This window comes from Stieleria mannarensis (assembly GCF_014154935.1).
Classification (GTDB): domain Bacteria; phylum Planctomycetota; class Planctomycetia; order Pirellulales; family Pirellulaceae; genus Stieleria; species Stieleria mannarensis.
In genome coordinates this window covers 1-25,188 of sequence record NZ_JACEHH010000016.1, presented here as the reverse complement: position 1 = coordinate 25,188, position 25,188 = coordinate 1, and the positions used below count along the sequence as shown (strand labels likewise).

The window sequence follows — 25,188 nt, the reverse complement described above, 5'->3', positions numbered from 1 at the left end:
GGAAGACACAGCGGAACCACCTTCTGGCGAAGGTAGCAACTCCCAACTCCCAACTCCCAACTCCCAACTCCCAACCTCACCCGTCATTATTCTCCGGTCGACCTTCGACATAGACCCAGTTGTGAATCGGTTTGAGAATCTCTTTGACTTCGGCGACCAGGTTTTCATCAAGGGGTTCTTCCAGCCAATCGCACCAACCGGCGACGCGATCGGGGTTGGCCGATCCGACGACACAGCTGGCGAACGATTCGTTGGCGGCGGAGTACTGCAGTGCCAGCTTTGCGATGTCGCTGCCGGCATTGCGACAGTGATCGGCGGCCGCCTTGGCGACTTTGCGGACCTCTTCGGTCGCCTTGTGCCACGACGGCAAGGGCGCGTCGGTCAACAAGCGTGCTGAAAACGGCGCGGCATTGATCAAGCCGACGCCGGACTCACGACACGGATCGATCAAACTGAGCGCCATGTCGTTTTGCAGCGTGTAGTGGTTGTAGGTCAGGATGACGTCCATCTCGCTGCGTCGGATCATCTCGTGAAAGATCTTCATCGGATAGCCGCTGACGCCGATGAACCGGACCTTGCCCTTTTCCTTTTCTTTCTGCAGCGCGGGGATCGTTTCGTTGACGATCTGATCCAGGTCGACGAATTCGATGTCGTGACAGAACACCATGTCCAGGTGATCCAGTTGCATCCGTTCGAGCGAAATGTCGATGCTTTCGGCGACCCGCCGCGCGGAAAAGTCAAAGTGCTGGGGGGCAAATCGGCCCAGTTTGGTGCTCAGGTAAAATGATTCGCGTGGCAGTTGCGGCAGCACGCGTCCGAGCATGATCTCGCTCATCCCACGGCCATAATAGGCGGCCGTGTCGATGTAGTTCATGCCGCGGTCGAGTGCGACATTGACACAGCGCAGCGCCTCCGACACGTCGATCGGGCGGAATTCGGCTCCGATGGACGAGGCCCCGAATCCGAGGACAGACAATTCCAAACCGGTGTTTCCCAAGGGGCGTTTTTGCATCGTGATGGTCTCCTGATTTCGTGCGTTCACTTCAGCGAAGAACCTACCACAGATCGGCTGCCGCTGAACCGGCCTGCTGATTTAATCGCAACCGAGACAATGGAAGCAATCGGACACCGATTGTCGATGATCCGCCTTGCAACCGTCGAACCGGCCCGCGACGGCATCGCCCGCCTGGCGCCACAGGGTCGAGCAACCGGCCCTGCGACGGTCTGATTGCGAAAATTCCACCGATCAGGCGCGACCTTCCTATCCGATTTAACCGGGAGAATGAAAACCGTCAAAAGCAGCGGCGGCCGTTGAATGCGACAGGGCCGCCTAAGCCCGGAACCCACACTTCCGCAGAATCATTCTTTTGTCAGGCGGAGTGCCATGAGTTCCAGCGTTTCCTCGATCGATCCCCAATCCACTTGTGTCGGAATCCCCGTCCCGACGGTCAACGCGCCCTTGGTGGTCGATGCGCACGTCCGTGTCGAGCGGCCTCAGGATGTGCCGCCGGGAAAGATCATGATCGTGGACGACGAGATCGCCAACGTCATGGTCGCCAAAAAGATCTTGTCGCAGGCCGGGCACAACGATTTCGAAACGACCACCGATTCGACGCTCGCGATGAATCTGATTCACACCCGTGAGCCCGATGTCGTGCTGTTGGACATCAACATGCCGCACGTCGACGGGATTTCGATTCTGTCGCAGATCCGCAGCGTCGACAAATTCAAACGCCTGCCGGTGTTGATTTTGACCGCGAACACCCACAGCGAGGTCAAACTGCGCTGTCTGGAACTGGGCGCGACCGACTTTTTGATCAAGCCGATCGACCCGATGGAACTTGCCCCGCGGGTCCGCAACGCGCTGCAGAGCAAGATGTATCACGACCAGCTGTTCTATCACGCCGCAGAGCTGGAAAAGATCGTCTTGCGGCGGACAAAGGAACTGGAAAAGTCACGACGCGAAGTGATCTATTGCTTGGCCCGCGCGGCCGAACTGCGTGACAACGACACCGGCAACCACGTGATCCGCGTGGGCCGCTATGCCGGCGTGATCGCCCGCAATCTGGGGTTGCCGGAACGATTCGTCGACGACCTTGAATTGGCCGCCCAATTGCATGACGTCGGAAAGATCGCGATCCCCGACGCGATCCTGCTCAAGCCCGGCAAATTGGAACCGGAGGAGTACGAGATCATCAAGGGGCACGTCAAACACGGACGCCAGATCATCAAACCCTTCGCCGCCCACGACGCCGCCACGATGCGCAGCCACGTGCAGACCGGCTCGGAAATCCTCTCCGACGGCACGTCCTTGATGCGGTTGGCGGCCAGCATCGCCCAGACCCACCACGAGAAGGTGGACGGCACGGGGTATCCGATCGGTCTGGCCGGCGATGACATCCCGATCGAAGGCCGGATCACCGCGGTGGCCGACGTCTTTGACGCCCTGTCCTCCGAACGCCCCTACAAGAAAGCGATGCCACGCGAAAAGTGCTTCTCGATCTTGGAAGAAGGACGGGGAACCCACTTCGATTCCGATGTCCTGGACGCGTTTTTTGCCGGCGCCTCGGACATCGTTCGCATCCAAGTCGAATTCGCCGACTACAGCTGAGCCGGCGGGCGAGCGTAGCTACCTTCGCCAGAAGGTGGTGCCCCGGGTGGTTCCAAGCTCTGGCGAGCGTCGCTAAGTCGAATCGCGTGAGATCGGTTGCCGATCCGGTGAGATCCGTTCCCAATCCAGGCGTGCCGGCAGCACAGGTGGCGTGTTCCGTGTTATTCTCTTGCGATTCGTTCCAAGCCATGGAATCACAGCAAGCCAAACACGATTAGAGAATACCAGCAGCGATGACAAGTCCGCAGTGTCGTTGGGGAATCCTTAGCACGGCCAATATTGCGAGAAAGAACTGGCAAGCGATCCGGTTGAGCGGCAACGGGGTCGTCCGCGGCGTCTCGAGTCGATCGAGCGAGCGGGCGGGCCAATTCATCGACGAGTGCCAATGGGACGCTCCCTTTGAAACCGTGCCCGAAGCCTTTGAAGGGCATCAGGCGTTGTTGGCGTGCGACGACATCGACGCGGTCTATGTGCCGATGCCGACGGGCGTCAGGAAGCAATGGGTGATTGCCGCAGCGGAAGCCAAGAAGCACGTGTTGATCGAAAAACCGGTCGCCGTCGACGCCGCCGATGCCCAACAGATGCTCGACGCCTGCAACGCCAACGGCGTCCAATTGATGGACGGCGTGATGTTCGACCATGGCAAGCGAATCGGCGCCGTCAGCGAGCAGGTCCGATCGGCATCCCTGGGCCAGCTTCGCCGGATTCAGACCCATTTTTCGTTCAGCGGCGACTCGGAATTCCAATCCGCCAACATCCGCACCGACAGCGTGTTGGAACCCCACGGCTGCCTGGGCGATCTCGGCTGGTACTGCATCCGATTCATCCTGTGGGCCAGCGGCTTTCGCGATCCCATCGAAGTTTCCGGACGCACGATCACGCCGCTGCGGCGCGAGGGGGCCGACGAGTGGGTGCCGGGAGAATTTGCCGGCGAACTGGTGTTTGACGGCGGGCTGACGGCCGGATTCTTCTGTTCGTTCTGCACGGCCAACCAACAACTCGCAACCCTCTCGGGCGACGCCGGCTACTTGACGATCGACGATTTCGTGTTGCCGCTGTACGACTCCAAGACCGAGTACCAAATCCACCGCCACGAGTTGGAGATCGACAACTGGCGTTGGAATTTCCGTCGCCGCAGCGAGACGTTTGCCTGTGACGAATACCACAGCGGCGAAGCCAACGCCCAGGAAGTGGAAATGATGCGGACCTTCAACGAAATCGCAAATTCCGGCGACCTGCAACCCGCGCTCGCCCAGCGGGCCTTGCAGACCCAGCGGATCCTGGACGCCTGCCGACGAAGCGATTCGCTGGACGGACAACGGGTCCCGCTCAACGTCTCCTCCTAGCCGGCCTGTTGGTGTACTCGAAATGAACCATCAAATGATCAGCCGACGGGCGCGAGCGCCCCGGTCTTGCGGCGGCGAGAACCGCGGCTAGCGCCGTGCGGCTGATCGAACCAACCGGCCGTAACACCGCCGGGGGCAACCCTGCTGCACCGCGCCGCGCTGCGAAGCCCCCGCAACAACTCCCCTTCCGCCTCCTCGCTCTCCTCTCCCGCCCGGATCACCGCCATGACGATCGCAACGTTTCTGTTTTTCACCGCATTGGTCGCGTGTGCAACTTGGTGGGTCACCCGCGGCGGCGGCGAATCGACGGACGAAAGTTACTTCCTGGCCGGGCGTTCGCTGACGGGGGTGTTCATCGCCGGCTCGCTGCTGTTGACCAACCTGTCGACCGAACAATTGATCGGGCTCAATGCCGCCGCCTTCACCGAAGGGCTCTCCGTGATGGCATGGGAGGTCGTCGCCGGGATCTCGCTGGTCGCGTTGGCATTGGTGTTCCTGCCGCGCTATTTGAAATCAGGGATCGCCACGATCCCACAGTTCTTTGAAGAGCGATACGGCAGCGGCGTGCGGACGTTGACGACGTTTCTGTTTGTCATCGCCTACATGCTGATCCTGCTGCCCTTCGTGCTGTACTTGGGCGCCAACGGGCTGTCGGGAATGTTGGAATTGGAATCCCGTTTGGGGCTGACACAGATCCAAACGATCTGGACGGTGATCATCTTCATCGCGGCGGTCGGTGGCGGCTACGCGATTTGGGGCGGATTGAAAGCGGTCGCGGTTTCGGACACCTTCAACGGAGCCGGGTTGTTGATCGGCGGATTGATGATCACCTACTTCACCCTGTCCAAGATCGCCGGGGACGAAGGCAGTCTGTTTTCGGCGTTCTCGCTGATCGCCGACCGCGACCCCGACGCCTTTCGATCGCTGGGAACGGCCGACGAAGACGTCTCCTGGCCGACACTGTTCACCGGCGTCCTGCTGTTGAATTTTTTCTATTGGTCGACCAACCAGCAGATCATCCAGCGGACGTTCGGGGCAAAGAATCTGGCCGAGGGGCAGAAGGGCGTGCTGTTGGCGGCGTTCTTTAAAATCATGGCGCCGCTGATCCTGGTGTTGCCGGGAATCGCCGCGGCGTACCTGGTCGCAACCGACTCTGCCTTCGCCGATCGCGTCCAAGCGACCAGCGACGGGGCGGCCAACCGCGCCTATGGGGCGCTGGTGGTCTCGGTGCTGCCGGAATCGTTGGTCGGATTTTTTGCCGCGGTGGTTGTCGGGTCGATCCTGTCGACGTTCAACTCGGTCCTCAACAGCAGCGCGACCCTGTTTTCGCTGGACATCTACAAACGATTCCTGCGGCCCGAAGCGACCACGCGACAGGTGGTGATCTCCGGCCAGCTGTGCAGTTTCGTGGTCGCCGTGTTCGCGGTGATCGCCGCCCCCACGTTCTTCCATGGCCGCGAGGGGGTCTTCGGATTCTTTCAAAAACTGAACGGAATCTACTTCATTCCGATCCTGGCCATCATGCTGGTCGGACTGCTCAATCGCACCGTCGACGGCATGTCGGCCCTGATCACCCTGATCGTTGGATTGACCGCAATGTCGGTCGGGACGTTCCTGAGCGGCCAAAGTGAAACGGAACCCGGCTGGGTGGTCGGGACGTTCGGATCGGGGTACCACTTCATGGGGGTGGTGTTCCTCGGATTGGTCGTGTTGCAATTGACGCTCGGCGCGGTCGGATTCCGCCGCAGCCAGCCGTACGTCCAGAGAGATGTCGGGGCGGTGGATCTGACGCCCTGGAAAGCGGCTCCCTATGTCGGCGCCGGATTGATTCTGTTTGCGATCTCACTCTACGCGTTCTTTGCGGTCTGATCATAAGATCGACGCCGCGTTGGGACTGTCGCCGTGTTCTCCGAACTCGGCGTGCGCGAAAAAGCGAAGCTTTGCCCGACGCCGCCCCAAGGGGAGGACGGCGACTTTCCAGCCCCATCGCAGACGAAGCTGCCGGAGACGACTCGCCAAGGGCAGGCAACGGCCCCGGTGGGGACACCTTGCGGCAATGTGCTGTGCGCAAACGCCGCTGGCAACATCTTTTGGCGCACAGCGGATTTTTACCTCCAGCGGATCAACCGAGTCGTCTATACTGCTCGGCGTTCTGGCGACCCTTCGCCATCGAACTTTGAGGCAGGAAAAGTCAGAGCCAAGAGGGCTATCGTGGGGCGAAGTCGCGTTTTCGCCCCAACGAATGAACTCGCGCCGAATTTCCCGAGCATGTTGCCAGCGCCACAGCGATGGATGCACCTCCCGAGAATCCTTCTGCGAATCCGTCCGACGAAACCTTCGGTCGCCCGTCCCGCAACGACGAAACGCGTTTGTCCAACTCGCTCGAATCGAGCATGCGTTCTCCGCTCAAGGCGGGGCAGCGGTTCGGCGATTTTCGCATTCGTGGGCTGATCGGTCGCGGCAAAGCGGGGTTCGTCTATTCGGCAGATGACTTGTTGGCCAAGCGGCGCTGCGCGCTCAAGCTGCTGTGCCGCATGTCGTCGCACGACTTGTATCGCAACAAGTTGGGTTTTCGCCGCATGACGCCGTTTCGACACCCTTGCCTGCTGCGCACCGACCGGATCGAGATCATCGAGAAGCACACGGTGTTGTCGATGGAGGAGATCGAGGGCGAGACGTTGTATTCGGCGGCGTTGCGGATGAAGGACTTGCCTCCGCAGGACGCCTATCGCCGGCTCCATTCGTTGCTGCACGACTACGCCGTGGGGCTGGCCGTCATGCACTTCGGCGGTTTGGTGCATCGCGATTTGAAACCGACCAACTTGATGGTCCGCAATAACGGTCACGGGGTGATCGTGGACTATGGCTTGGTGGCCAACTGCGATCCGGAAACCGATCCCGACGGCTTGCGTCCCTACATCGCCGGGACGCCGCGTTATTTCTCTCCGGAAGCCTTGTGGGAACAAAGCTACACACCGGCCGGCGATGTGTTCAGCCTGGGCTTGGTGATGCTGGATTGCTTGAACGAGATCTCTGGAAGCGACCAGTGGCTGCGTCAGGGCGACTTCGCCGACTGGGTGCGGGATGAAGACGAGCAAACGATCGCCGATGCCGTTTCGGGTATGAACGAGGACATCCCGCCGCTGCTGCGGATGGCGGTCGCAGGGATGTTGAGCGCCGACCGCACCAAACGCCCTTCGTCACTGGAATTGGTGGCGATGACCAAAACCGATGACAATCCGATCCGGCTGGTCACGACCCACCACCTGTTCGGCCGCGAACGGGAACTGGAACAGTGCCAGCGATGGATCCGCGAGATCTACCGCGGCCGCACCGGCCGACTTCATATTCACGGCGAAGCCGGCGCCGGCAAGACACGTTTGCTCGATGAGCTCGAGCGGCAATTGCGACAGAACAACTGGGGCCAGGTGTTCCGCGTCAAATGCCGGTCGCGTGAAAACCAAACGCTACAGGTGTTGGACCAGATCGCCGACCAGATCGCCCAGCGGTACGCGCGCACCGATCGCGAATCGCTGAAACTGGATCCGGTCAGCGCGTCGATCTTGATCCACTCCTTTCCCCAATTGCGACACGTGATCGTCACGGATCTGGCCGAAACATCGGGACTGTTCTCCGCGGCGCCGGAACGATTGGACGCGCTTTCGGCGGCATCGCGATTGAGCCGTGAACTGCGGAAAGTCGGCCCATTGATCATCATCATCGACGACGCCCAGTGGTCCGATCACGACAGCAACACGGTCTGGGACGAACTGCAGAAGGACACCGACGGATCGTTGGGGATCATCACGTCGTCGCGAAACCCAGAAACCAATCAACGCCAACCGGCCGACGAACGCGTTTACGTCGGCCCGCTGCCGGCCGACGCGGCGCTCGCGTTCTTGCAGACGGCGGCAACACGCTGGGACGCCAACATCAATCCGGCGGGCCTGCAAGAACTGATCGAAGTCGCCCGCGGCAACGCCTTTCGATTGCAAGAGCTGGCCGAAGAGTTTCGCCCCGAAGGCATGCTGCACCAGGTCGAAGAATCCAACGATGCCGCCAACTCGAATCTCGGCGATGTCGATCGGCTCTGGCGCGCCCGGTTTGAACGATTGAGCGACGATGCGAAGTCGATTCTGGCGTTCATCGTGACCGCCGCCGCCCCGGTCTCGATCAGCCAACTCGCGGACTTGACCGGGCATGGCGACCGAGTCGACGTCTCCATCGTTGAATTGGTCAATCAGCGCCTGGTCAATGACGATGCCACCGGCACCGAGTGCATCACGGTCGTCCACGACAAGATCGCCGACGGTTTGATCGAGAACCTCGACCGGGACGAACTGCACCAAGCTCATCTGGCCTGGGCGGACCTGCTATCGAAACTGAATCGGCCACGCGACTTCGCGGCGCGAATCGCCGGCCACTATTACGCCGCCGACCAGGACGGCGCCGCGCTGCCGTTCGCGATCATGGCCGCCGAAAACGCCGACCGCGCGTTCGCCAAATCGGAGGCCGGGGAGTGGCATGAGAAAGTGCTGCGGCAGGTCGCCGGGGATGCCCGTGAAAAACACCTCCGCGATGCCGCACGCTGTTTCCACGAGGCCGACCTGCCGGAAAAAGCCGCCCAGCACTACCTGACGCTTTCCGAGTCGTCGACCGATCTGCACGAACGCCTGCGGTTTCAAACCCTGGCGCTCCAGTTGCTTGTTCGCAGCGGGCAAATGGATCGCGCTCGCCCGCTGTTGGCCGATCTGGCGGGCCGATTTGACATCCATCTCGCCCCCAGTTCCGAGCGCCCATCACTCGATGACCGCGCGGAACTTTCCCAGTTGGCCGCGCGGCTGCGCGACCTGGGGGAAGTCAACCTGATCGAAACACCTCCGCCGGACGCCGCCCCGCTGGCCGATGCCGAGGATCAGGCAACGCCCCATGCGTCCAACGACGTTGCCGATTCCACCGAAGCATGCGAGCTGCACTTTTGCAATGAAATCAGCCGCTCGATGGCGATGTTGGACTTTCAAGGCACAATGCGGCTGGTGCTGCACGGCGCCCGATGCGCCCTGGAGCATGGCTCGATGAATGACCGAATTCACCAGGGCGCGATGGCCCAAATCTGGTCCGTGATGCTCTGCGGCCGCAAGATCGACTCCGCGCAGCAAAATCGTGACGCGCTCGACGACATGTTGGCTCGCGCAGATGCCCAACCGGCCGGCAAGTCGACCGCTGAAATCCGCTCGGCGATCGCGTTCGTTGAAACTTTGACAATGCGGTGGGGCGCCGTTCCCGATGCCGTCGACGCCTGCATCGTCGATTACATCGCCGACGAAAAACCCCTGCGGTTCGAAATCGCTCGCACCCGATGGTTGCGGCTGTGGTCCGAATGGCACCTGGGACGCTGGGACACGATGCGATCGATGGCCCACGAGATGGTCGATGACGCCCGACGCCGCAACGACTCCTATCAACAGCTGGTCGCAACGGTCGGGTTCAGCGGCAACGCGTTTCTTTTGACCGACAATGTCGATGAACTGCGACAGCGATGCGAGGACAACGGTCGCATCATGACCGACACGGGACGAATGGAACTGATCCACTTCTTCCAGTGGGTGCAATCGGTCCAGCAATCGATCTACCTGGCGAAGTTCGATTCGGCCTCGCGGCAGGTGATCGAAATGCGACAATCCATCGGCGAATCGCCGATCCGGCGGATGCCTTTGGTGCGAGTCTGCTTGGACCACCTGACCGCACTGGTTTCGCTGCACCTCCGCGATCAACAATCCGACGATCCGCTGACGGATCCCGCCGTGGTCGCCAACTGCTTGCGTCGATTGTCCAATCTGCCGTCGGAGTATGCTCAGATGCTCGCGGCACTGCTCGGCGGCATTGAGCGGCGTTTATCCGACGCGCCCGAAGAAGCGATCGAGGCGTTTCGGCGGGCGGCGGAACTGGCCAGCCGGCAAGGCCTGTTCCCCTATCAACTGGCAGCCGAAGACGGCTTGTTGAACTGCATCAAGGCGGAAGCCGACGCCGACGCGTTGTGCCAACAAATGGTCAACCATCACGTCCAATGCCCCGAAAAACTGGAACGGCTCTACACCGTCGCCCCGCCGCGACCGGCACCGGATCATTTGAGCCCGGCGGTGTCCTAACCCACCCTGCTGACCGAAAACGCTGCGGGACCTGAATCGTCAGAACTCAATGAGACACACGGGACAAACGGGACAAACGGGACGTCAGTGTCCCAGAAGTCCTGTTGATCCTCTGAATAGTCACCGCACAAGGGGACAATCCGCGACATTCGGCAAATCTCCTCCGAATTCATGTTGGCCGTTCCTTACGGCGCGTGTACGCTTGCGGCATCAGTGAGACGAACAAGGCGCTCGCTGCACTATCAAAACCGGCCAGATCAAAACGAGAAACGTCACCGACGTTTGCTGGCCGACGCGAGCCGATCAAGTTGAGCTGGATGCTCGGCGGCCCGCTGTGCGATCTTCCACTGGAGCGAAGACGCCCCCCTCCTTGCTGCCTTCATTCGGCCACGGTGGCCGCTCTTTGAATGCTGATTGCATCAACCGATGCAACCCTCCCCGGGACTTTCTTGTTTGCCCGGGAGCGAATCGAGCATTGCAGTGAATGCCCGCGGTACGTCGTGAAAGGACGATCCGATTGGCCGGCCATGCATCGAAACACCGAGCCGGTCTATCGAGATTCGGCCAATCAACACACATCGGGATCTTGCGGACGAATGGTTTCCGCACCTCCCCAAACGACTGAAGAGACGAACGTTGAAATCATTTCAAGAAATGGAATTGTACCGGCCGCTGGAAAAACGATTGGCCGAACTGGACTACACCGTCCCGACCCCGATTCAAGCACAAACGATCCCTGCCGCCGTCGAAGGCAAAGACGTCTTGGGTTGCGCCCAAACCGGCACCGGCAAGACCGCCGCGTTCGCGCTGCCGATCCTGGACTACCTGGGCCATGACGCCCCCCGCGCCGCGTCGGGATGTCCGCTGGTGCTCGTCCTGGCACCGACCCGTGAGCTGGCCATTCAAATCGGACAAAGTTTTCACACCTACGGAAAACATGTCCGATTTCGCCAGACCCTGGTTTACGGCGGTGTGGGGCAGAATGAACAAGTGCGTTCGTTGAAAAAAGGCGCCCACGTCTTGGTCGCCACCCCGGGGCGACTGATCGATCTGATGGACCAAGGCCACGTGCAGCTTTCCGACGTGGAAATCCTGGTCCTGGACGAAGCCGACCGAATGTTGGACATGGGATTCATGCCGGCGATCAACAAAATCATCGCCAAGTTGCCCGACGATCGTCAGTCGCTGTTCTTTTCCGCGACCATGCCGCCGAAAATCCGTCAACTGGCCGACAAGTTGTTGTTCAACCCGTTCCAAGTCAACGTGACGCCGAAAACAAAAAGCGTCGCCAAGATCGATCAAAGTGTCCGGATGATGGAACGAAGCGAGAAAGTGGACCGCCTGGTCAAGGTGCTTCGTGGTGGCGACGTGATTCGCTCGATCGTCTTCACCCGCACCAAGCATGGCGCCAACGCGTTGACGCGCAAGTTGGAAAAGAACGACATCAGCGCGGTCGCCATCCACGGCAACAAAAGCCAGTCGGCCCGCCAGAAAGCACTCGGCGCGTTTCGTGACAACCGCATCTCCGTCCTGGTCGCGACCGACGTCGCCGCACGCGGGATCGACATCGATGACGTCACCCACGTCGTCAACTTTGACATGCCGGTCGATCCGGAAAGCTATGTCCACCGCGTCGGTCGAACCGGCCGCGCCGGCGCCGAAGGCATCGCGATTTCGTTTTGCACCGCGGATGAGCGCGACAAGCTTCGCGAGATCGAGAAACTGATCGGCCAACCCTTGCGAGTCCAAAACCCGGGCGCGAAGCTGAGCGAGCCGACCGGCAACGCGACGGCATCGCGCAAGCCGAACGGCCGCAACGGATCGCGACCTCACCACAAGAAACGCTATGCCAAAGGCGGCTGGAACAAACGCCGCGCGACCGCAAAGGCGTAAGCCAACGCCAGTGGGATAGGCTTCCAGCCTGTCGTCGCAGCACTCGCAGTCTACCCCAGCTTCGTTATCGGGCTCGTATCGTAGCGGAAGCCGCCAAGGCTTTCGGTTCCCCGGTTTGTCGTCGCCGCGCCAGTGCGAAACTCTTGGCGAGTTCCGCTACGCGAGAACCAAGCTGCGGCGGCATACGAGAAGACCTGTCCCACGGCTGCGTCAATGAATCCCGGGTTCTTGGCCCGGCGAACGGCCTTCGAGGAAATCGAAATCGCAGCCCCGGTCGGCCTGGGTGACGTGCTTGGCATACAGGTGCCCGTAGCCGCGCTCGGGCAGCAGCGTGCCCAAGTCTTTGGATTGGCGTCGACGATCAATCTCATCGTCGCTGACATGCCAATGGATCCCTCGATTGGGCACGTCGATTTCGATTTCGTCGCCGGTTTCGACGAGTGCCAACGGTCCGCCGGCGGCACTTTCGGGTGCGATATGCAGCACGCAAGTTCCGTAGCTGGTGCCGCTCATCCGCGCGTCACTCAGCCGCACCATGTCCCGGACGCCGGCTTGCAACAGTTTCTTGGGGATCGGCAGCATGCCCCATTCCGGAAAGCCCGGTGCGCCGAGCGGACCGGCGTTGCGAAGGATCAGAACGCTGTCGGCGGTGACGTCCAAATCGGGGTCATGGAGCGTCGCCTTCATCTGCGGATAGTCGTCAAAGACCAGTGCCGGCCCGCGGTGAGTCAACAGCTTCGGATCGGCGGCGATCGATTTGATCACGCAACCATTGGGCGCCAAGTTGCCCTTCAATAAACAGGTGCCTCCGGCGGCCGAGACCGGGTTTTCACGCGTGCGTATGACTTCGTCGTCGATCGCTTCGGCACCTTCGATTTGCGACCCCAACGTTCCACCGCCGACGGTGCGACAGTCGGTGTGCAGCAGATCGCTGATTCGCGCCAGCAGCGCCGGCAGACCGCCGGCGTTGTAAAAGTCCTCCATCAAAAACCGTCCGCCGGGACGAATATCGCCCAGCACCGGAGTCGTCCGCGACAGTTCGTCGAAATGATCCAGCGTCAGTTCAATGCCCAACCGTCCGGCGATCGCAATCAGGTGAACGATCGCATTGGTGCTGCCGCCGATCGCCAGTGAAGCCATCAAAGCGTTTTCGATCGATTGACGCGTGAGGATGTCCGAAGGTTTGAGGTTTTCCCACGCCATGTCCACCGCACGGCGACCGGTCTGGGTGGCCAGCCGACTGTGATCGGCAAACACCGCGGGAACACAGGCGGCCCCGCCGAGCGACATCCCCATCGCTTCGGTCACCGCGGCCATCGTGCTGGCGGTCCCCATCGTCATGCAGGTCCCGGCCGAACGAGCGATACAGTTTTCGATGCCCTTCCAATCCTGGTCACACAGGTTGCCGGCGACCCGTTCGTCCCAATACTTCCAAACGTCGCTGCCGCTGCCGAGTGTCTCGTTCTTCCAGCGTCCCTTCAACATCGGTCCGGCGGGCAGAAAGATCGATGGGATATCAGCACTGATGGCCCCCATCAACATCGCCGGAACGGTTTTATCACAGCCCCCCATCAACACTGCCGCATCGATCGGGTGACAGCGCAGGACCTCCTCCACCTCCATCGCCAGCAGATTGCGGTACAGCATGGTCGTGGGCTTCATCAACATTTCGCCTAACGACATCACGGGCACTTCGACCGGGAACCCGCCCGATTGCAGAATCCCACGGCGGACCTCGTCGGCGCGATCGCGAAAGTGTGAATGACAGGTATTCAGCTCGCTCCAAGTGTTCAGGATCGCGACGACCGGTCGGTTCTGGTAATCAATGTCGTCAAACCCCATGCCCTTGAGTCGTGAACGATGACCGAAGGATCGCATGTCGTCGGGACCGAACCAACGGTGGGAACGCAGACGTGTCGGATCGTGGGAAGAGTTTTGGGGCATGGTGTCAGTCGTCAAACAACTCGTTGAATAGTTTACGGTTACTGGCCCGGGCTTGCTGGACCAACGCTTCGTTCATTTTCGGATCGGATTCGTTCATCAAAAACGCCAGATCCCGCATCTGCGATTCTTTATCCGGCAATTCGTGCCGGGCGGAAACATTCATCAGCCTCAGGTTCGCTTCGACGCGGCGCAGGGTCCGATAATTGTTGATCAGCCGCAGCGAAATGTCCGCCGACAAAAGCCCCGCGTCGGACAAGCGTTGCAAGGAGTCGATGGTGCCGGTGGCATGCACCTCGGGATGTTGGCTGATGTGCTGAAGCGTCAACCTCTGGGCGATGAACTCGACATCGACGGTTCCGCCGACGCCGCGTTTCAAGTTTTCTTCGCTGGCGGTCTTTTCCATCCGTAAACGCAGCTCGCGGATCTCCTGGGCCATCGACGGTCGCCATTGCGTTGCGGCCAAGATCCGCAGCATGGTTTCGCCGGCGTGCCGCCGAACGTGACGCGATCCGGAAATCACGCGGGCCTTGCACAGCGCCAGCCGTTGCCACAGCGGCGCCATGTTGCGTTGGAATCGGTTGGTGAACTGATCCAGAGAAACCGCCAGGACGCCTTCTTCGCCGGTGGGCCGCAACCGACCATCCAATTCGTACAACCGCCCGTATTCGCCCGGTCGGTTGATCCGCGTCATGATCGCCGAAGTGAGCTGATTAAAGAACTGGGCGTTGGTGATCGTTTTGCGCGGCCCACCGATACGGCGTTCGGTTTGCCCGTCGCCGGTGTACAAGAAAACGACATCCAGATCGCTGTGGTAATTCGGCTCGCGGCCGCCAAATTTCCCCAACGCCACCGCCAACAACTCTGCCGGTTGACCATTGGCACCGACCGGATCACCGAAGCGCAACGCCAGCTGTTCCTGTTCGTACTCGGCGACGCGTCGCACACAGGCTTCCGCCGTGTCGGCCAGCGATCGATGCGTGGCTTGCACCGACTCCTTGCCCAAAATATCCCGCACGCCGATCATCAGATGCGCGCTGTTTTTGAAACCGTGCAACACCACGTCGATGTCGCTGGCACGCCGACACAGATCACTCGAACGCGCGTCCAGCCGCTCGGCCGAAGGCAACCGGTTCATCAACAGCGAATCGATCAATTCGTCGATCATGCCCGGCATCTCGATCAAGATGTTGCTCAGATACGGCGTCGCCGCACACATCCGAATCATCAACTGCATGGTTGCCCGGTTGGTGCCGAACAATTCCCACAAGCTGGATTTGCCGCCGATCGAATCAGCCACTTCGGCCAGCGTGATCAGCGTGCGATCGGGATCGGGTGTTTTGGCGATCTCCGCCAACAGGTGCGGCGCCAGCGAGGCAAAGAAATGACGACAGCGTCTGGCCGAAAGGAAGCGAATCGATTCGGTGGCCAGCGATCGGATGTGATCCATCGCGCGTTCGGGATCGCGCAAGGCGTGACGCGACAGGGTCTGGCGAACCAGTTCCGGATCCGGCGACGGATCGAGCACCAGCTCGGTTTCGATGGCAAAGTCTTCTGGCGAATCCGAATCGTCACCCCGAGGGGCTTCGACCATCAGGTGATTGAGCACTTTGCGGTTCAACTGGAACGTCTCGCGCAACTGCGACTGGAAACGCTCCAAATCGCCGGCACGCCCCTGGGCGTCGCGAATGCCCAGATGCCAGGCAACACGTCGACGCATCAAATCGTCGTTGGGCAAACAGCTGGTCGAACGCCCGAACATGACCGACAACTGGTGCTGCAATCGGCAAAGTCTGGCGTAGCCCTTGGACAACAAACTGCCTTCCTGGTGCGTCAGGCAACCTTCTCTCTCGAGTGCATCGATCGCTTCGGCGGTGCTGCCGACGCGGACGGATTTGATTTCTCCGCCGTGCAACAGTTGCAGAAACTGGATCATCAGCTCGATGTCACGCCGACCGCCGGGCGCCATCAAGACGTCATCGCCTTCGGTCTGCTGCGAATCAAAACGGCGTTGCAGTTTGCGTCGCAGCGAACGCACATCGGCGAAATCTTGGCGGCTCATAAAGCGGCGGTAAATCCAAGGCTCCAATCGGCTCAGGAAATCCTGGCCCAACTGATGCGTGCCGGCGACCACGCGTGCCTTGGTCAATTTGATCCGCTGCCAGGTCCGTCCTTCGGACTCCAATCGCCGGGCCGTCAGCGAACTGCTGCCGATGACGACGTCATCGCCCAGCGGTCGAAACGACGTGTCGATCGCGATGTTCAGTGCCGCGGCGTCTTCGGAACTGACCAGCGCGATCACATCGGCGACCACTTGGCGGACGAACTCGCGATGCGATTCGTTCTTTTCTTCGATCGAATCGTACAAAAACATCAATTCCAAGGGGCTGCCGTATCCCATTTCGGTTCCGCCCAAGTGCCCCAAACCGATCACCGCCAACTGGACGCTCTGGCCGTCGATGCGGCGCGGCAAGCCGAGTCGTTCGGCTTGGCGTCGCAGCACAAATTCCAGCGCCGCCTCCAAGACGGCGTCGGCGACAAACGCCAATTGCTGGCCGACGTGATCCGGGCTCAGATCGCGGACGAATTCGCCATAGGCGATCCGCACCATTTCACGACTGGTGAATTTGCGAATCGCAAGCGCCGCCCGATTGGGGCTGTCCAGCATTTCGAGCTCGGCGACCAATTCGTCCACCAAGAACTTTCGCTCGGCAGGCTGACCATCGCTGGCCCGCATCAAGTCAAAACTTTCCGGGTCGGCGATCAAACGATTGGCCAACGTTTGGCTGGTCGCAAAGATCTGCAACAGCGCCGACAACGCCACCTCGTCACGCTCGAACAAGGATAGCAGCGAGGTCGGCGAACGACTGGCCGCGATAAAACGATCCAAGTTCATGATCGTCGCGTCGAGCTCGTCCAGATCTTCGAAATGACGCTGCAAACGAACACGCAGCAGGTCCAAAAGATCCGCCGGTGCACCACAATTCCAAATCGAATCGAGATGATGGCGTGTCGTGGCCCAATCGTCGACGCGATTGACATCGATCCAATCGAACGCGGAGCCGTCGTGTCCGTCGGGGCCTGGGTGGTCGGAAGGTTGGTCGGTCGAAGACGACATGGGCGGCTTCACGTGGGAATCGTCAGGAACGAGGAATCGAAAACTATCTGGAAGCGCCTACCGCCGTGCCAACTCAGCCCCCCCTCGCTTCCGCGTCACGATTCAACCGAACCGTACCGCGTCGCGAAAAAGCTGGGGAACTCTCCGTGGACTCCCTAGTCTAAATTCCTGAGGGTTTTCCGTTAAGTGCGTGTCCGGTGACCTACATTTGAACATCACCGGCTCGGCCAGGGGGAACGCGACCAGATTTGTCCGCCGAACCAGCGGCCCCGCTGCAACCACTCGCTGCCGGCGTCCGGAGGCCCAATGTTGCCACCTCCGTTGAGTTTTTGCGACGCCCCTTCGTGGGCTTTTTGCAACACTCCGCCCTCGACCGACGCCAGCGTCATTAACGCAACCCCAACCCCACAAACGACTTGCAATGCCATATACGTTCTCATCAACGGGGGCCGGCATCCTTGATGCTGTACCCCTCCCGGACCAAACCGAATATTCCAAGCCGGGATCAGAGGAGACGATGTTGATGGGTACCAGGATTAGCGGACGCAGCTTACAAGACGACGCCTTTGCAGCCGAAGAATCGGTCGACCGACGCTCCCGGGTGATGGGCGAAGAGTTCGCCGACGATCACCTGGAGGAGGCCCCTGCAGACGCCCGCGGCATCGCCGACGAAATGGAATCCGAAGCCGATCCCACCGAAGACCCGGTGCGAATGTACTTGATGCAAATGGGCCAAATCCCCTTGCTGACCCGCGACCAAGAGGTTTCGGCGGCCAAGCAGATTGAAAAGACCCGTGACAAGTACCGCCACTGCATGCTCGCGACCGATTTTATGTTGCAGGGCTCGCTCAAACTGCTGCAACAAGTCCGCGACAAACAGCTGCGACTGGATCGCACGATCGAAGTCAGCGTGACCAACGCGGTTGAAAAGAAGGCGATCATGAAGCGGATCGTCCCCAACGTTCGCACGCTCGAACACCTGTTGAGCCAGAACAAGGTGGATTACTTCACCGCGATCAACAAACGCCTGCCGATGCGTCAACGCCGTGCGGCCTGGAAAAACCTGGTGATCCGCCGCAACAAGGCCGTCCGCTTGGTCGAAGAAATGAACCTTCGCACCGGAAAACTGCAGCCGATCTTCCAAAAGCTTCAGAAGTCTTCACGGCGGATGAACGAAATCCGCAAACAACTGCAAGAAGGTTCGCCGACCGATCTGCCCGGCATGCCGTCGGAAAAAGAACTCCGCAGCGAATTGAGCTACCTGATGCGGATGACCTACGAATCGCCCAAGACGTTGGGCCGACGCGTGTCGTCGTGCGAAGCCCTTCGCGAAGACTACGAAGCGGCCAAACGCGTCTTGTCGGCAGGCAACTTGCGACTGGTGGTTTCGATCGCCAAAAAGTATCGCAACCGCGGCCTGTCCTTCTTGGACCTGATCCAAGAAGGCAACACCGGACTGATGCGTGCGGTCGACAAATTCGAACACGCCCGCGGCTACAAGTTCAGCACCTACGCGACCTGGTGGATTCGCCAAGCGATCACCCGTGCGATCGCAGACCAAAGCCGCACGATTCGTGTCCCGGTTCACATGATCGACACGATGAACAAGATCCGTCAAATCACCCGTGACCTGGTTCAAGAGAACGGACGCGAACCGACGGCCGAAGAGGTCTGTGCCCGCAGCGGCCTGAGCCTGGACGATACCCGCGTGATCCTGAAAATGAGCCGCCAGCCGTTGTCGTTGGATCAACCCGTCGGCGACCACGAAGACAGCGTGTTCGGTGAATTTCTGCAAGACCACCGCGACGATGACCCGTTGTTGGAAACCAACCGCCAAGCCCTGAAGGCTCAAATCGACCTGGCCATGGAAACGCTGAACTATCGAGAGCGTGAAATCTTGCGACTGCGATACGGCCTGGCCGACGGTTACACCTACACGCTGGAAGAAGTCGGACGGATCTTCCAAGTCACTCGCGAACGCGTCCGCCAAATCGAAAGCAAAGCGGTTCGTAAACTGCAACAACCCTATCGAGCCCGATCGCTGGCCAGCTTCCTCGACGGAGCCGACATGGCACTGATCGAAGGCAACGAGGTGGTCTAAACGGACGCTGCCAGATTAGGGTGATCATTCCCCGCACGATGGCCCTTCCGGGCTGTCGTCGACTGGACTTTACCCGAACCGGCTAGAAAGGGCGTCGCACCACCTTCCGCTGATTACGTCTCACCCGATCGGCCAACTCATCGTTTTGCCCCCATCGTTTTGCCCCCATCATTCTGCCATCTGCCCCTAATCCCCACCGGCCAACCACGTCAAGCTGGCTGTTCGACGAGGCCCATCTTCTTCCCCCTTCCCAGCGACAGACCTAGCCTCACTTCCGTCGAAACGCTCGGGCTAACGCCGACACCGTGATCAATCCACCCACAATCGGGATCGCCGGAATGATCAGCCGCGGCTGGGCGGCGAGCACGACCAGGGCGATCACTCCGATCACCGGCGCACTAGCCGGCAGCCATTTCGCCGGACGTTTCAGCGACGGCCATGCCAGCCACAGCGCCCCCAACACCAACCCGATCCGGCCGCACGCTGCGGCGACAAACGTTCCGGTGCTGTCGCTGGCAAACCACCACGCCAACAACGCCGCAATCAACATCGTGATCGACATCGCCAACGCCATCGCCCGGCGCACGTCGCCCAGCGCTTTTTGATCGTCTGGTCGGTCAGTGCGCCGCATCGTTCTCCCAATCTTGTCCCGTTGGATCGTTCACTTCGGCCAGCCCAGCATCCGACGCGGGAATCCAACGCCGCCATACCAACAACATCACGCCGACGACCGCGTAACCGGCGGCAAACTCGAACACCTTCGCCCGGCTTTCCTCCGCCAACACGATCACCTCCCAACTCGCCGGCCCCAGCGGCAAAAACAACCGGCTGCCTTCCAGCGGCGAATGCATCAGGCCGAACAGTGTAAATACCGCGCAAACCAGAAACACGATCCCCGCGGTCCGCAGGTTGCGATCGATCGATGCGGCCAACCCCCAAGCCCACAGCAAGCTGGTCAAGATGAACCCGCTGGCCAGCATCGAAATGGTCGCAAAATTCTCTTGAAACACGGGACTCAGATCCGACAGTCCGACGCCGGCGTTGCGCATCGCTTGATCGCCGAGGACTTGACCGCTGAAGTTGACCACCAAGGCAGCCAGTGCCGGCAAACATGCGATCGCCACCGCCGCGTAATGCCGCTTGGGTGTCGCCGAAAAACTTTGCGCCGTGATCTCCAACCCGATAAACACCAGGATCGGCAGCACGGCGGGCTTGGGGATGATGTCGTTGAGGAACGTGAAGTATCCGATCAGCCCCGCCGACCCGATCACCAGTGCCGTCCCCAGCGTGTACCCGGCGCGTCCGCCCATCGCCTTGTAGGCCGGGTGTCCGATGTAGGGCGTCGTCTGAATCACTCCGCCGCACAATCCGGCCAGCAACGTCGCCACCGCTTCCACACCGATCACCGTCGGCGTGTGATAGGAATCCCCGGCCGCCGCGGCGCTCTCGGTGCAATCAATTCCGCCGACGACCGTGGCGATCGCAAACGGCAGCGCGATGGGCAGGTAAGGCAGCGCCTCCGACCAGGCCGAGATCCAGCTACCGTCCCAGCATTGCATCCACCGCGTCGGAAACCACTCGATCGTGCTGAGCGTGGGAAAGTGGTACCCCTCGATCCCCAATCCACACATCAGATAATAAATCAGACCGGCGACCAGCAGCGCCCCCAGCGTTCCCGGCACTCGCCCGGGAAGCGGCACGCGGGCGATCAACGTCGTCAGCACGATCGCCAATGCGACCAGCCCCGGCAGCGGCCGACCCAGGATTTCGGCCAGCGGCAAGAAACTGATCAGCGCCAACGCGATTGCGGCAAGCGACCCCAACAACCCCGCCCGCGGCACCACCCGGCGCACCCAGTTGGACGCCGGTGCCAACGCCAGTTTCAGCACACCGCTCATCACGATGCACCAGATTCCGATGTGCCAAGTCCGGTAGGCCGCGTCCATCTGTGACAACCCCAACGCATCGATGCCTTGACGATAGGCCGGACCCAGGATCAATAGACAAACGCCGAACACGCTGGGCGTATCCAGCCCCAGCGGCATCGCCGTCACGTCGCTGGACTGTTTCTCCCTGGCCAACCGGAACGCAAAGTAAACGAACGCCAGGTCGCCGACCAAGACGCCCAAGGCCGTGCCGGGGACCAAGGCAGAGATTGCGAAATCGGTGGGAAACCCGAACCCTCCCAACAGGATGACCACCAGAAACAGGCCGGTCAGGTTGTCCAGCATCAGCCCAAAGAATGCGTTCACATCACCGGGCGTCAACCACTCGTAGCGATGGGCGTGTTGACCCGTTCGATTCGATGCGTTCAAGAGAGATTCATCGGAAAAAAGGGACAGCAGCGAAAGGGGGTGAAAGGGGATGGATGGACGACGTCCTTTCGAGGGCGTCGCGCCGATGTCCCACGGACGACAGCCCGGCAGGGGCCATCGTACACAAAACGATGATCGCCCTGAGCGGGACGGTCCCTCAAGGCTAGTGGCTCTGTCTGAAAACCATGCGGGCCTTGGCTTTTTATCCCTGAAATCAGCCGTCATCCAGCCGTCGCCCCCTCCGGAGGCGACAATTCGGCGAAAAAGCGCTTTGACGAATGGGCCATCGGGCGCGATAATACGTACCACGGTGCAGGGGAAATTCCGTGCACCCTATTCCTTCGCAGTGGCGGCTTCTTCGCTCTTTTGACGCGTGCTATGGACCGCTCGTTTCCATTAACCATCTGTCTGCTCGACCACCTGCCCGATTAAACGGAACCTCGGCCCATGTCCTCCACCACCGCTTCTGTCTGCCCCGCTTCGGTAACCGAAACCGAGGAATTGAGCGACGAGGCATTGCTGGCCGCCTATCGTAAAACCGGCGATCGATCGTTGTTCAACCAGCTGATGGGACGCTATCAGCGTGAAATCTACAGCTACCTGCGGCGTTACATCGGCAGCACCGAGATGGCCGAGGACGCGTTCCAGGGGACGTTTCTGCAAGTTCACCTGAAATGCCAACAATTTGACTCTTCGCGGCGTTTCCGCCCCTGGCTGTATGCGATCGCGACCAACCAGGCCATCGACGTCCAGCGCCGCAACAAACGGCACCGCATGGTCAGCCTGGACCGCACCCCCAACGACAGCGAACAACGCAATGCCAGCTGGGCCGAAAAACTAGTCGGCGGAACCCCGGACCCCTTGATCGCGGCGTCATCGCAGGAAAATGGCGATTGGATGAAGGAATCCATTTCATCGCTCGGCCAGCCCATGCAGCAGGTGATTCAGCTGGTCTACTACCAGGGGCTGAAGTACCGCGAGGCCGCCGAAGTCCTGGGGATTCCTGTCGGCACCGTCAAGAGCCGGTTGCACGCCGCCGTCCAGCGATTGGGCGTGATGTGGGAAGAATCCCACGCCGCGCCTCGCGATTGAGCACGCCGGGAGCGCGAATGTTGTAAAATCGCGGGACCAGGAACGTGCCCCGAACCATCCGCCGAACCGGTTCGGGCCACTGTGCGTAGGACTTAGCAACACTCGCAAACCGCTGCATCCGCAGCAGAGTCCATCCTTCACTCGCCCGCCGCATTTCCTGCCGATGCACGAAGATCTGCTTGGATACCTACTCGGAGCGCTTGAGCCGGACGAAATGCAACGCGTTTCGGATTGGCTGCGCGACAATCCCGAAGGTCGTGAACAGCTCGCAGAAATCCAGCGCTGCCTGGAACCACTGGAACAGTGCGATGACGTCGTCGATGGACCCGATTTCGATGGACCCAGCGAAGACTTGCTGGCCCGCACCCTGGCCGCGATCCCCGACGGCATCCCGCCGATGGGCGAAGCATCGGACGGCCCAGCCAGACCGCCGGCCCCGGTGATGCTGACCGACGTGGATTTGTCGGGCGAGGCCGGAGCGGGGGGCAACCGCTGGAACATGATGGACTCGATCGGCGGGCTGTTGTCGGTCGCCACATTGCTGGCACTGCTGTTGCCGACGATCGCCGCGGGCAGATTCGAAGCCAGAAAGGTGGCGTGCGAAGACCGCTTGCGACGGAACTGGAACGCGTTGATGCAATACGTTTATCGCAGCGAGCACGGACGGTTGCCCGAAGTCGCCGAGAGTGGGCCGGAAGCCTTTGCCGGGATGTTTGCGGTCCGCCTGGCCGATGCGGGATTGCTGGACGAACCCGAGCTGCGTTGGTGCCCGTCGGCAGACCTGCCGGCGATCAGCCCCGTCGGCGACTCCACGTTGGCCGAACCGACATCGGTTGCCCTTTCCACCTTGCCCTCGGTGCAATCACTTCACCAGATGTCGGTCAACGAACTCAAGCAGGTGCAACAACTTGCCGGCGGCCACTACGCCTACACCTTGGGCGTGATCGGCGATCAAGGGTTCTCGTCGCCGCGATTCGAGGCCCGGGCTTCGTTCGCCGTCATGTCCGATGCCCCACTGGGGCCGGCCAGCCATGCCGACGATCCCGGCAAGCTGCGTTTCAGTCACAGCGGCCAGGGGATCAACGTGCTGTACGAAGACGGCAGCATTCGATTCATCCGCGCCGAGGCACTCGATTCGATGCCCGACCACCCGTTGTTCAATCACCTCGGCGCCAGCGAAGCCGGGGTCAACATCGACGACGCCAGCCTGTCACCCAGCTGGCGTCCCCCGTTCACGATCTCCGTCCAACGCTAGAAACGCGTTGAAATCTCTACTGACTCGCGCTGGATGACCTAGAACGGTCGCGTGGCCACCCTTTCGAGCCGCTGATTCACATTTCCCGATAGTCCGATATTGTCTGGATCGAGGGACACCACGGTAGAGCCCGATGACAAATCCAGCTTGGCAAGGTCCACCCAAATGACATTTGGACTGGTCGTCAGCTCAAAGAAGTACCGCCTCGCGTCCAAGTTGGCAACCGTACGGTACTCGGTGTCGTAAATCGTTCCGGGATTCTTGTAGGGTGCATTGAAAGGGACGGACGCGTTGCGGGCAAGGGAAAAGACAGTCGCAATTGCGGCTCGTTCATCCTGTGGTTTCCGAAGGGTCTTCAGGAAGTAGTTGGCCCGCACGAAACGGTCGATTGGATTGACGTTTCCCGGCAGCGGCGTCTCGCGCGTCGCGTCCTCGAAATTCCATTTCTCCAGTTCCAGCAATTGGTCGCTATAGGGTGGGTCATTTGTCATGACTCGATGTTCGGGCCCGTGGTAGATCGTCGGTTTCCCATCCACGTATTCGATGATCGCCGAATCTCCCGTCGCGTCTTCAATCGCCAGATGCAGCGACGTTTTAAAACCACCGTGCTCGACCATAATCGGTTGAATCTCTTTCATCAGCCTTAACGCCTCCTCAACAGTGGAAGCGTTGTCGAGCAGATATTGCCCCCACAGTCCCGCATGAACACCCGCTTTGTTCGGGTCGCGCGGTCCAAAATCCGTTGCAGTGAGGAACAACAGGTGCGTTGCGAACCCTGCTTCGTTCACCCCGTCAACCGAAGCGAGTCCGTAGGCGGAAACAATGACCGATCCGTACTTCGAAGTCCATTTGGCCGGATTCACCTCGACGACCTCAACCGGCCCGACCCGACCGCCATCCCGCGAAATTCCTCGCGGAAAGACGTAGAGCTTCGGTTCCGTCGATTCCGCCCAATCCATTGTTCGCCCGACGGACGTCATCAAACCATTGGTGTTCCACAAAATACGTGTACACACGACTCATTACTCCATTCACTTCAAACGGCATAAAGAAAGATTAATAGTTGAATTCCGGTTTTCGGTGATGCAGCGCGAACGATGACGATCACACCGCTTACAGGCCAACCGGTTGGCGGTGACGAGGGGCAAGTGTCGTAACGGTGGAAGGGTCCGTCGATCGCAACAATGCGTGAACTGGGCGTGCATCGTTTGGTTCGCGATTCCGACCGGAACGCCAGTCGGGAACATCGCCGCTCATTGCCACTTTTCTCGATCTTCAATGCCAGAGCGACCGCGTTGACCGAGCCGCGGAAAGTAAAGTCACTATTTCGAAACCGCCCGATCCGCTGCTGCGTGTCCAACTCTTGG

Annotated in this window: 16 protein-coding genes; 8 read left to right on the top strand and 8 right to left on the bottom strand. The window is 60.4% G+C overall.

Features of this window, described 5'->3' with window-relative positions; all coding sequences use genetic code 11:
• Nucleotides 1-76 precede the first annotated feature (76 nt).
• Complete coding sequence (locus H1B37_RS12605; protein WP_182867021.1) at nt 77-1,012, bottom strand: aldo/keto reductase; 936 nt, start codon at nt 1,010-1,012, stop codon at nt 77-79.
• Between the two features lie 372 nt (nt 1,013-1,384).
• Between H1B37_RS12605 and H1B37_RS12600 the strand changes: the two genes are divergently transcribed.
• The 5 genes from H1B37_RS12600 to H1B37_RS12580 all read left to right on the top strand — a co-directional run bounded on the left by H1B37_RS12600 (nt 1,385) and on the right by H1B37_RS12580 (nt 11,999).
• A complete protein-coding gene (locus tag H1B37_RS12600) occupies nt 1,385-2,611 on the top strand; it encodes an HD-GYP domain-containing protein (RefSeq protein WP_182867020.1) in 1,227 nt (408 codons plus the stop codon).
• A gap of 233 nt (nt 2,612-2,844) precedes the next feature.
• On the top strand, nt 2,845-3,957 hold the full coding sequence (locus H1B37_RS12595) for a Gfo/Idh/MocA family protein (RefSeq protein ID WP_182867019.1): 1,113 nt from the start codon (nt 2,845-2,847) through the stop codon (nt 3,955-3,957).
• Nucleotides 3,958-4,182: 225 nt separating this feature from the next.
• On the top strand, nt 4,183-5,826 hold the full coding sequence (locus tag H1B37_RS12590) for a solute:sodium symporter family transporter (protein WP_182867018.1): 1,644 nt from the start codon (nt 4,183-4,185) through the stop codon (nt 5,824-5,826).
• Nucleotides 5,827-6,350: 524 nt separating this feature from the next.
• Nucleotides 6,351-10,106, top strand: coding sequence for an ATP-binding protein (locus H1B37_RS12585; protein ID WP_182867017.1), 3,756 nt, complete (start codon nt 6,351-6,353; stop codon nt 10,104-10,106).
• 636 nt (nt 10,107-10,742) lie between these two features.
• Nucleotides 10,743-11,999 carry a DEAD/DEAH box helicase gene (locus tag H1B37_RS12580; protein WP_286177689.1) on the top strand — a complete coding sequence of 419 codons (1,257 nt, stop codon included), beginning with the start codon at nt 10,743-10,745 and terminating at the stop codon, nt 11,997-11,999.
• A 210-nt stretch (nt 12,000-12,209) separates the two neighbouring features.
• Here the strand turns inward: H1B37_RS12580 and araD are convergent, their stop codons facing one another.
• From araD to H1B37_RS12565, 3 genes are all read right to left on the bottom strand, one after another.
• Nucleotides 12,210-13,943 (bottom strand): L-arabinonate dehydratase, encoded by a 1,734-nt coding sequence (araD, locus tag H1B37_RS12575; protein ID WP_182867016.1) that lies wholly within the window; start codon nt 13,941-13,943, stop codon nt 12,210-12,212.
• 4 nt (nt 13,944-13,947) lie between these two features.
• Nucleotides 13,948-17,058 carry a [protein-PII] uridylyltransferase family protein gene (locus H1B37_RS12570; RefSeq protein ID WP_182867015.1) on the bottom strand — a complete coding sequence of 1,037 codons (3,111 nt, stop codon included), beginning with the start codon at nt 17,056-17,058 and terminating at the stop codon, nt 13,948-13,950.
• Nucleotides 17,059-17,273: 215 nt separating this feature from the next.
• Nucleotides 17,274-17,498, bottom strand: coding sequence for a hypothetical protein (locus tag H1B37_RS12565; RefSeq protein ID WP_182867014.1), 225 nt, complete (start codon nt 17,496-17,498; stop codon nt 17,274-17,276).
• Nucleotides 17,499-17,581: 83 nt separating this feature from the next.
• On the opposite strand from H1B37_RS12565, the gene H1B37_RS12560 reads away from it, so the two are divergent.
• Nucleotides 17,582-19,159 carry a sigma-70 family RNA polymerase sigma factor gene (locus H1B37_RS12560; RefSeq protein ID WP_182867013.1) on the top strand — a complete coding sequence of 526 codons (1,578 nt, stop codon included), beginning with the start codon at nt 17,582-17,584 and terminating at the stop codon, nt 19,157-19,159.
• A 268-nt stretch (nt 19,160-19,427) separates the two neighbouring features.
• Here the strand turns inward: H1B37_RS12560 and H1B37_RS12555 are convergent, their stop codons facing one another.
• Together H1B37_RS12555 and H1B37_RS12550 are read right to left on the bottom strand one after the other, a co-directional pair.
• Nucleotides 19,428-19,790, bottom strand: coding sequence for a hypothetical protein (locus H1B37_RS12555; protein WP_286177687.1), 363 nt, complete (start codon nt 19,788-19,790; stop codon nt 19,428-19,430).
• Entirely contained in the window at nt 19,777-21,474 is a 1,698-nt protein-coding gene (locus tag H1B37_RS12550; protein ID WP_353620826.1) for a permease, read from the bottom strand. The genes H1B37_RS12555 and H1B37_RS12550 overlap by 14 nt, the downstream gene beginning before the upstream one ends.
• 447 nt (nt 21,475-21,921) lie before the next feature.
• Between H1B37_RS12550 and H1B37_RS12545 the strand changes: the two genes are divergently transcribed.
• A complete protein-coding gene (locus tag H1B37_RS12545; protein ID WP_182867012.1) occupies nt 21,922-22,566 on the top strand; it encodes an RNA polymerase sigma factor in 645 nt (214 codons plus the stop codon).
• A gap of 214 nt (nt 22,567-22,780) precedes the next feature.
• Complete coding sequence (locus tag H1B37_RS12540; RefSeq protein ID WP_182867011.1) at nt 22,781-23,821, top strand: hypothetical protein; 1,041 nt, start codon at nt 22,781-22,783, stop codon at nt 23,819-23,821.
• Between the two features lie 38 nt (nt 23,822-23,859).
• On the opposite strand, the gene H1B37_RS12535 is transcribed toward H1B37_RS12540, so the two are convergent.
• Together H1B37_RS12535 and H1B37_RS33370 are read right to left on the bottom strand one after the other, a co-directional pair.
• Entirely contained in the window at nt 23,860-24,837 is a 978-nt protein-coding gene (locus H1B37_RS12535) for a linear amide C-N hydrolase (RefSeq protein ID WP_182867010.1), read from the bottom strand.
• A 20-nt stretch (nt 24,838-24,857) separates the two neighbouring features.
• Nucleotides 24,858-25,188, bottom strand: a 331-nt coding sequence (locus tag H1B37_RS33370) for a hypothetical protein (RefSeq protein ID WP_220498181.1), incomplete at its 5' end; no start/stop codon positions are given.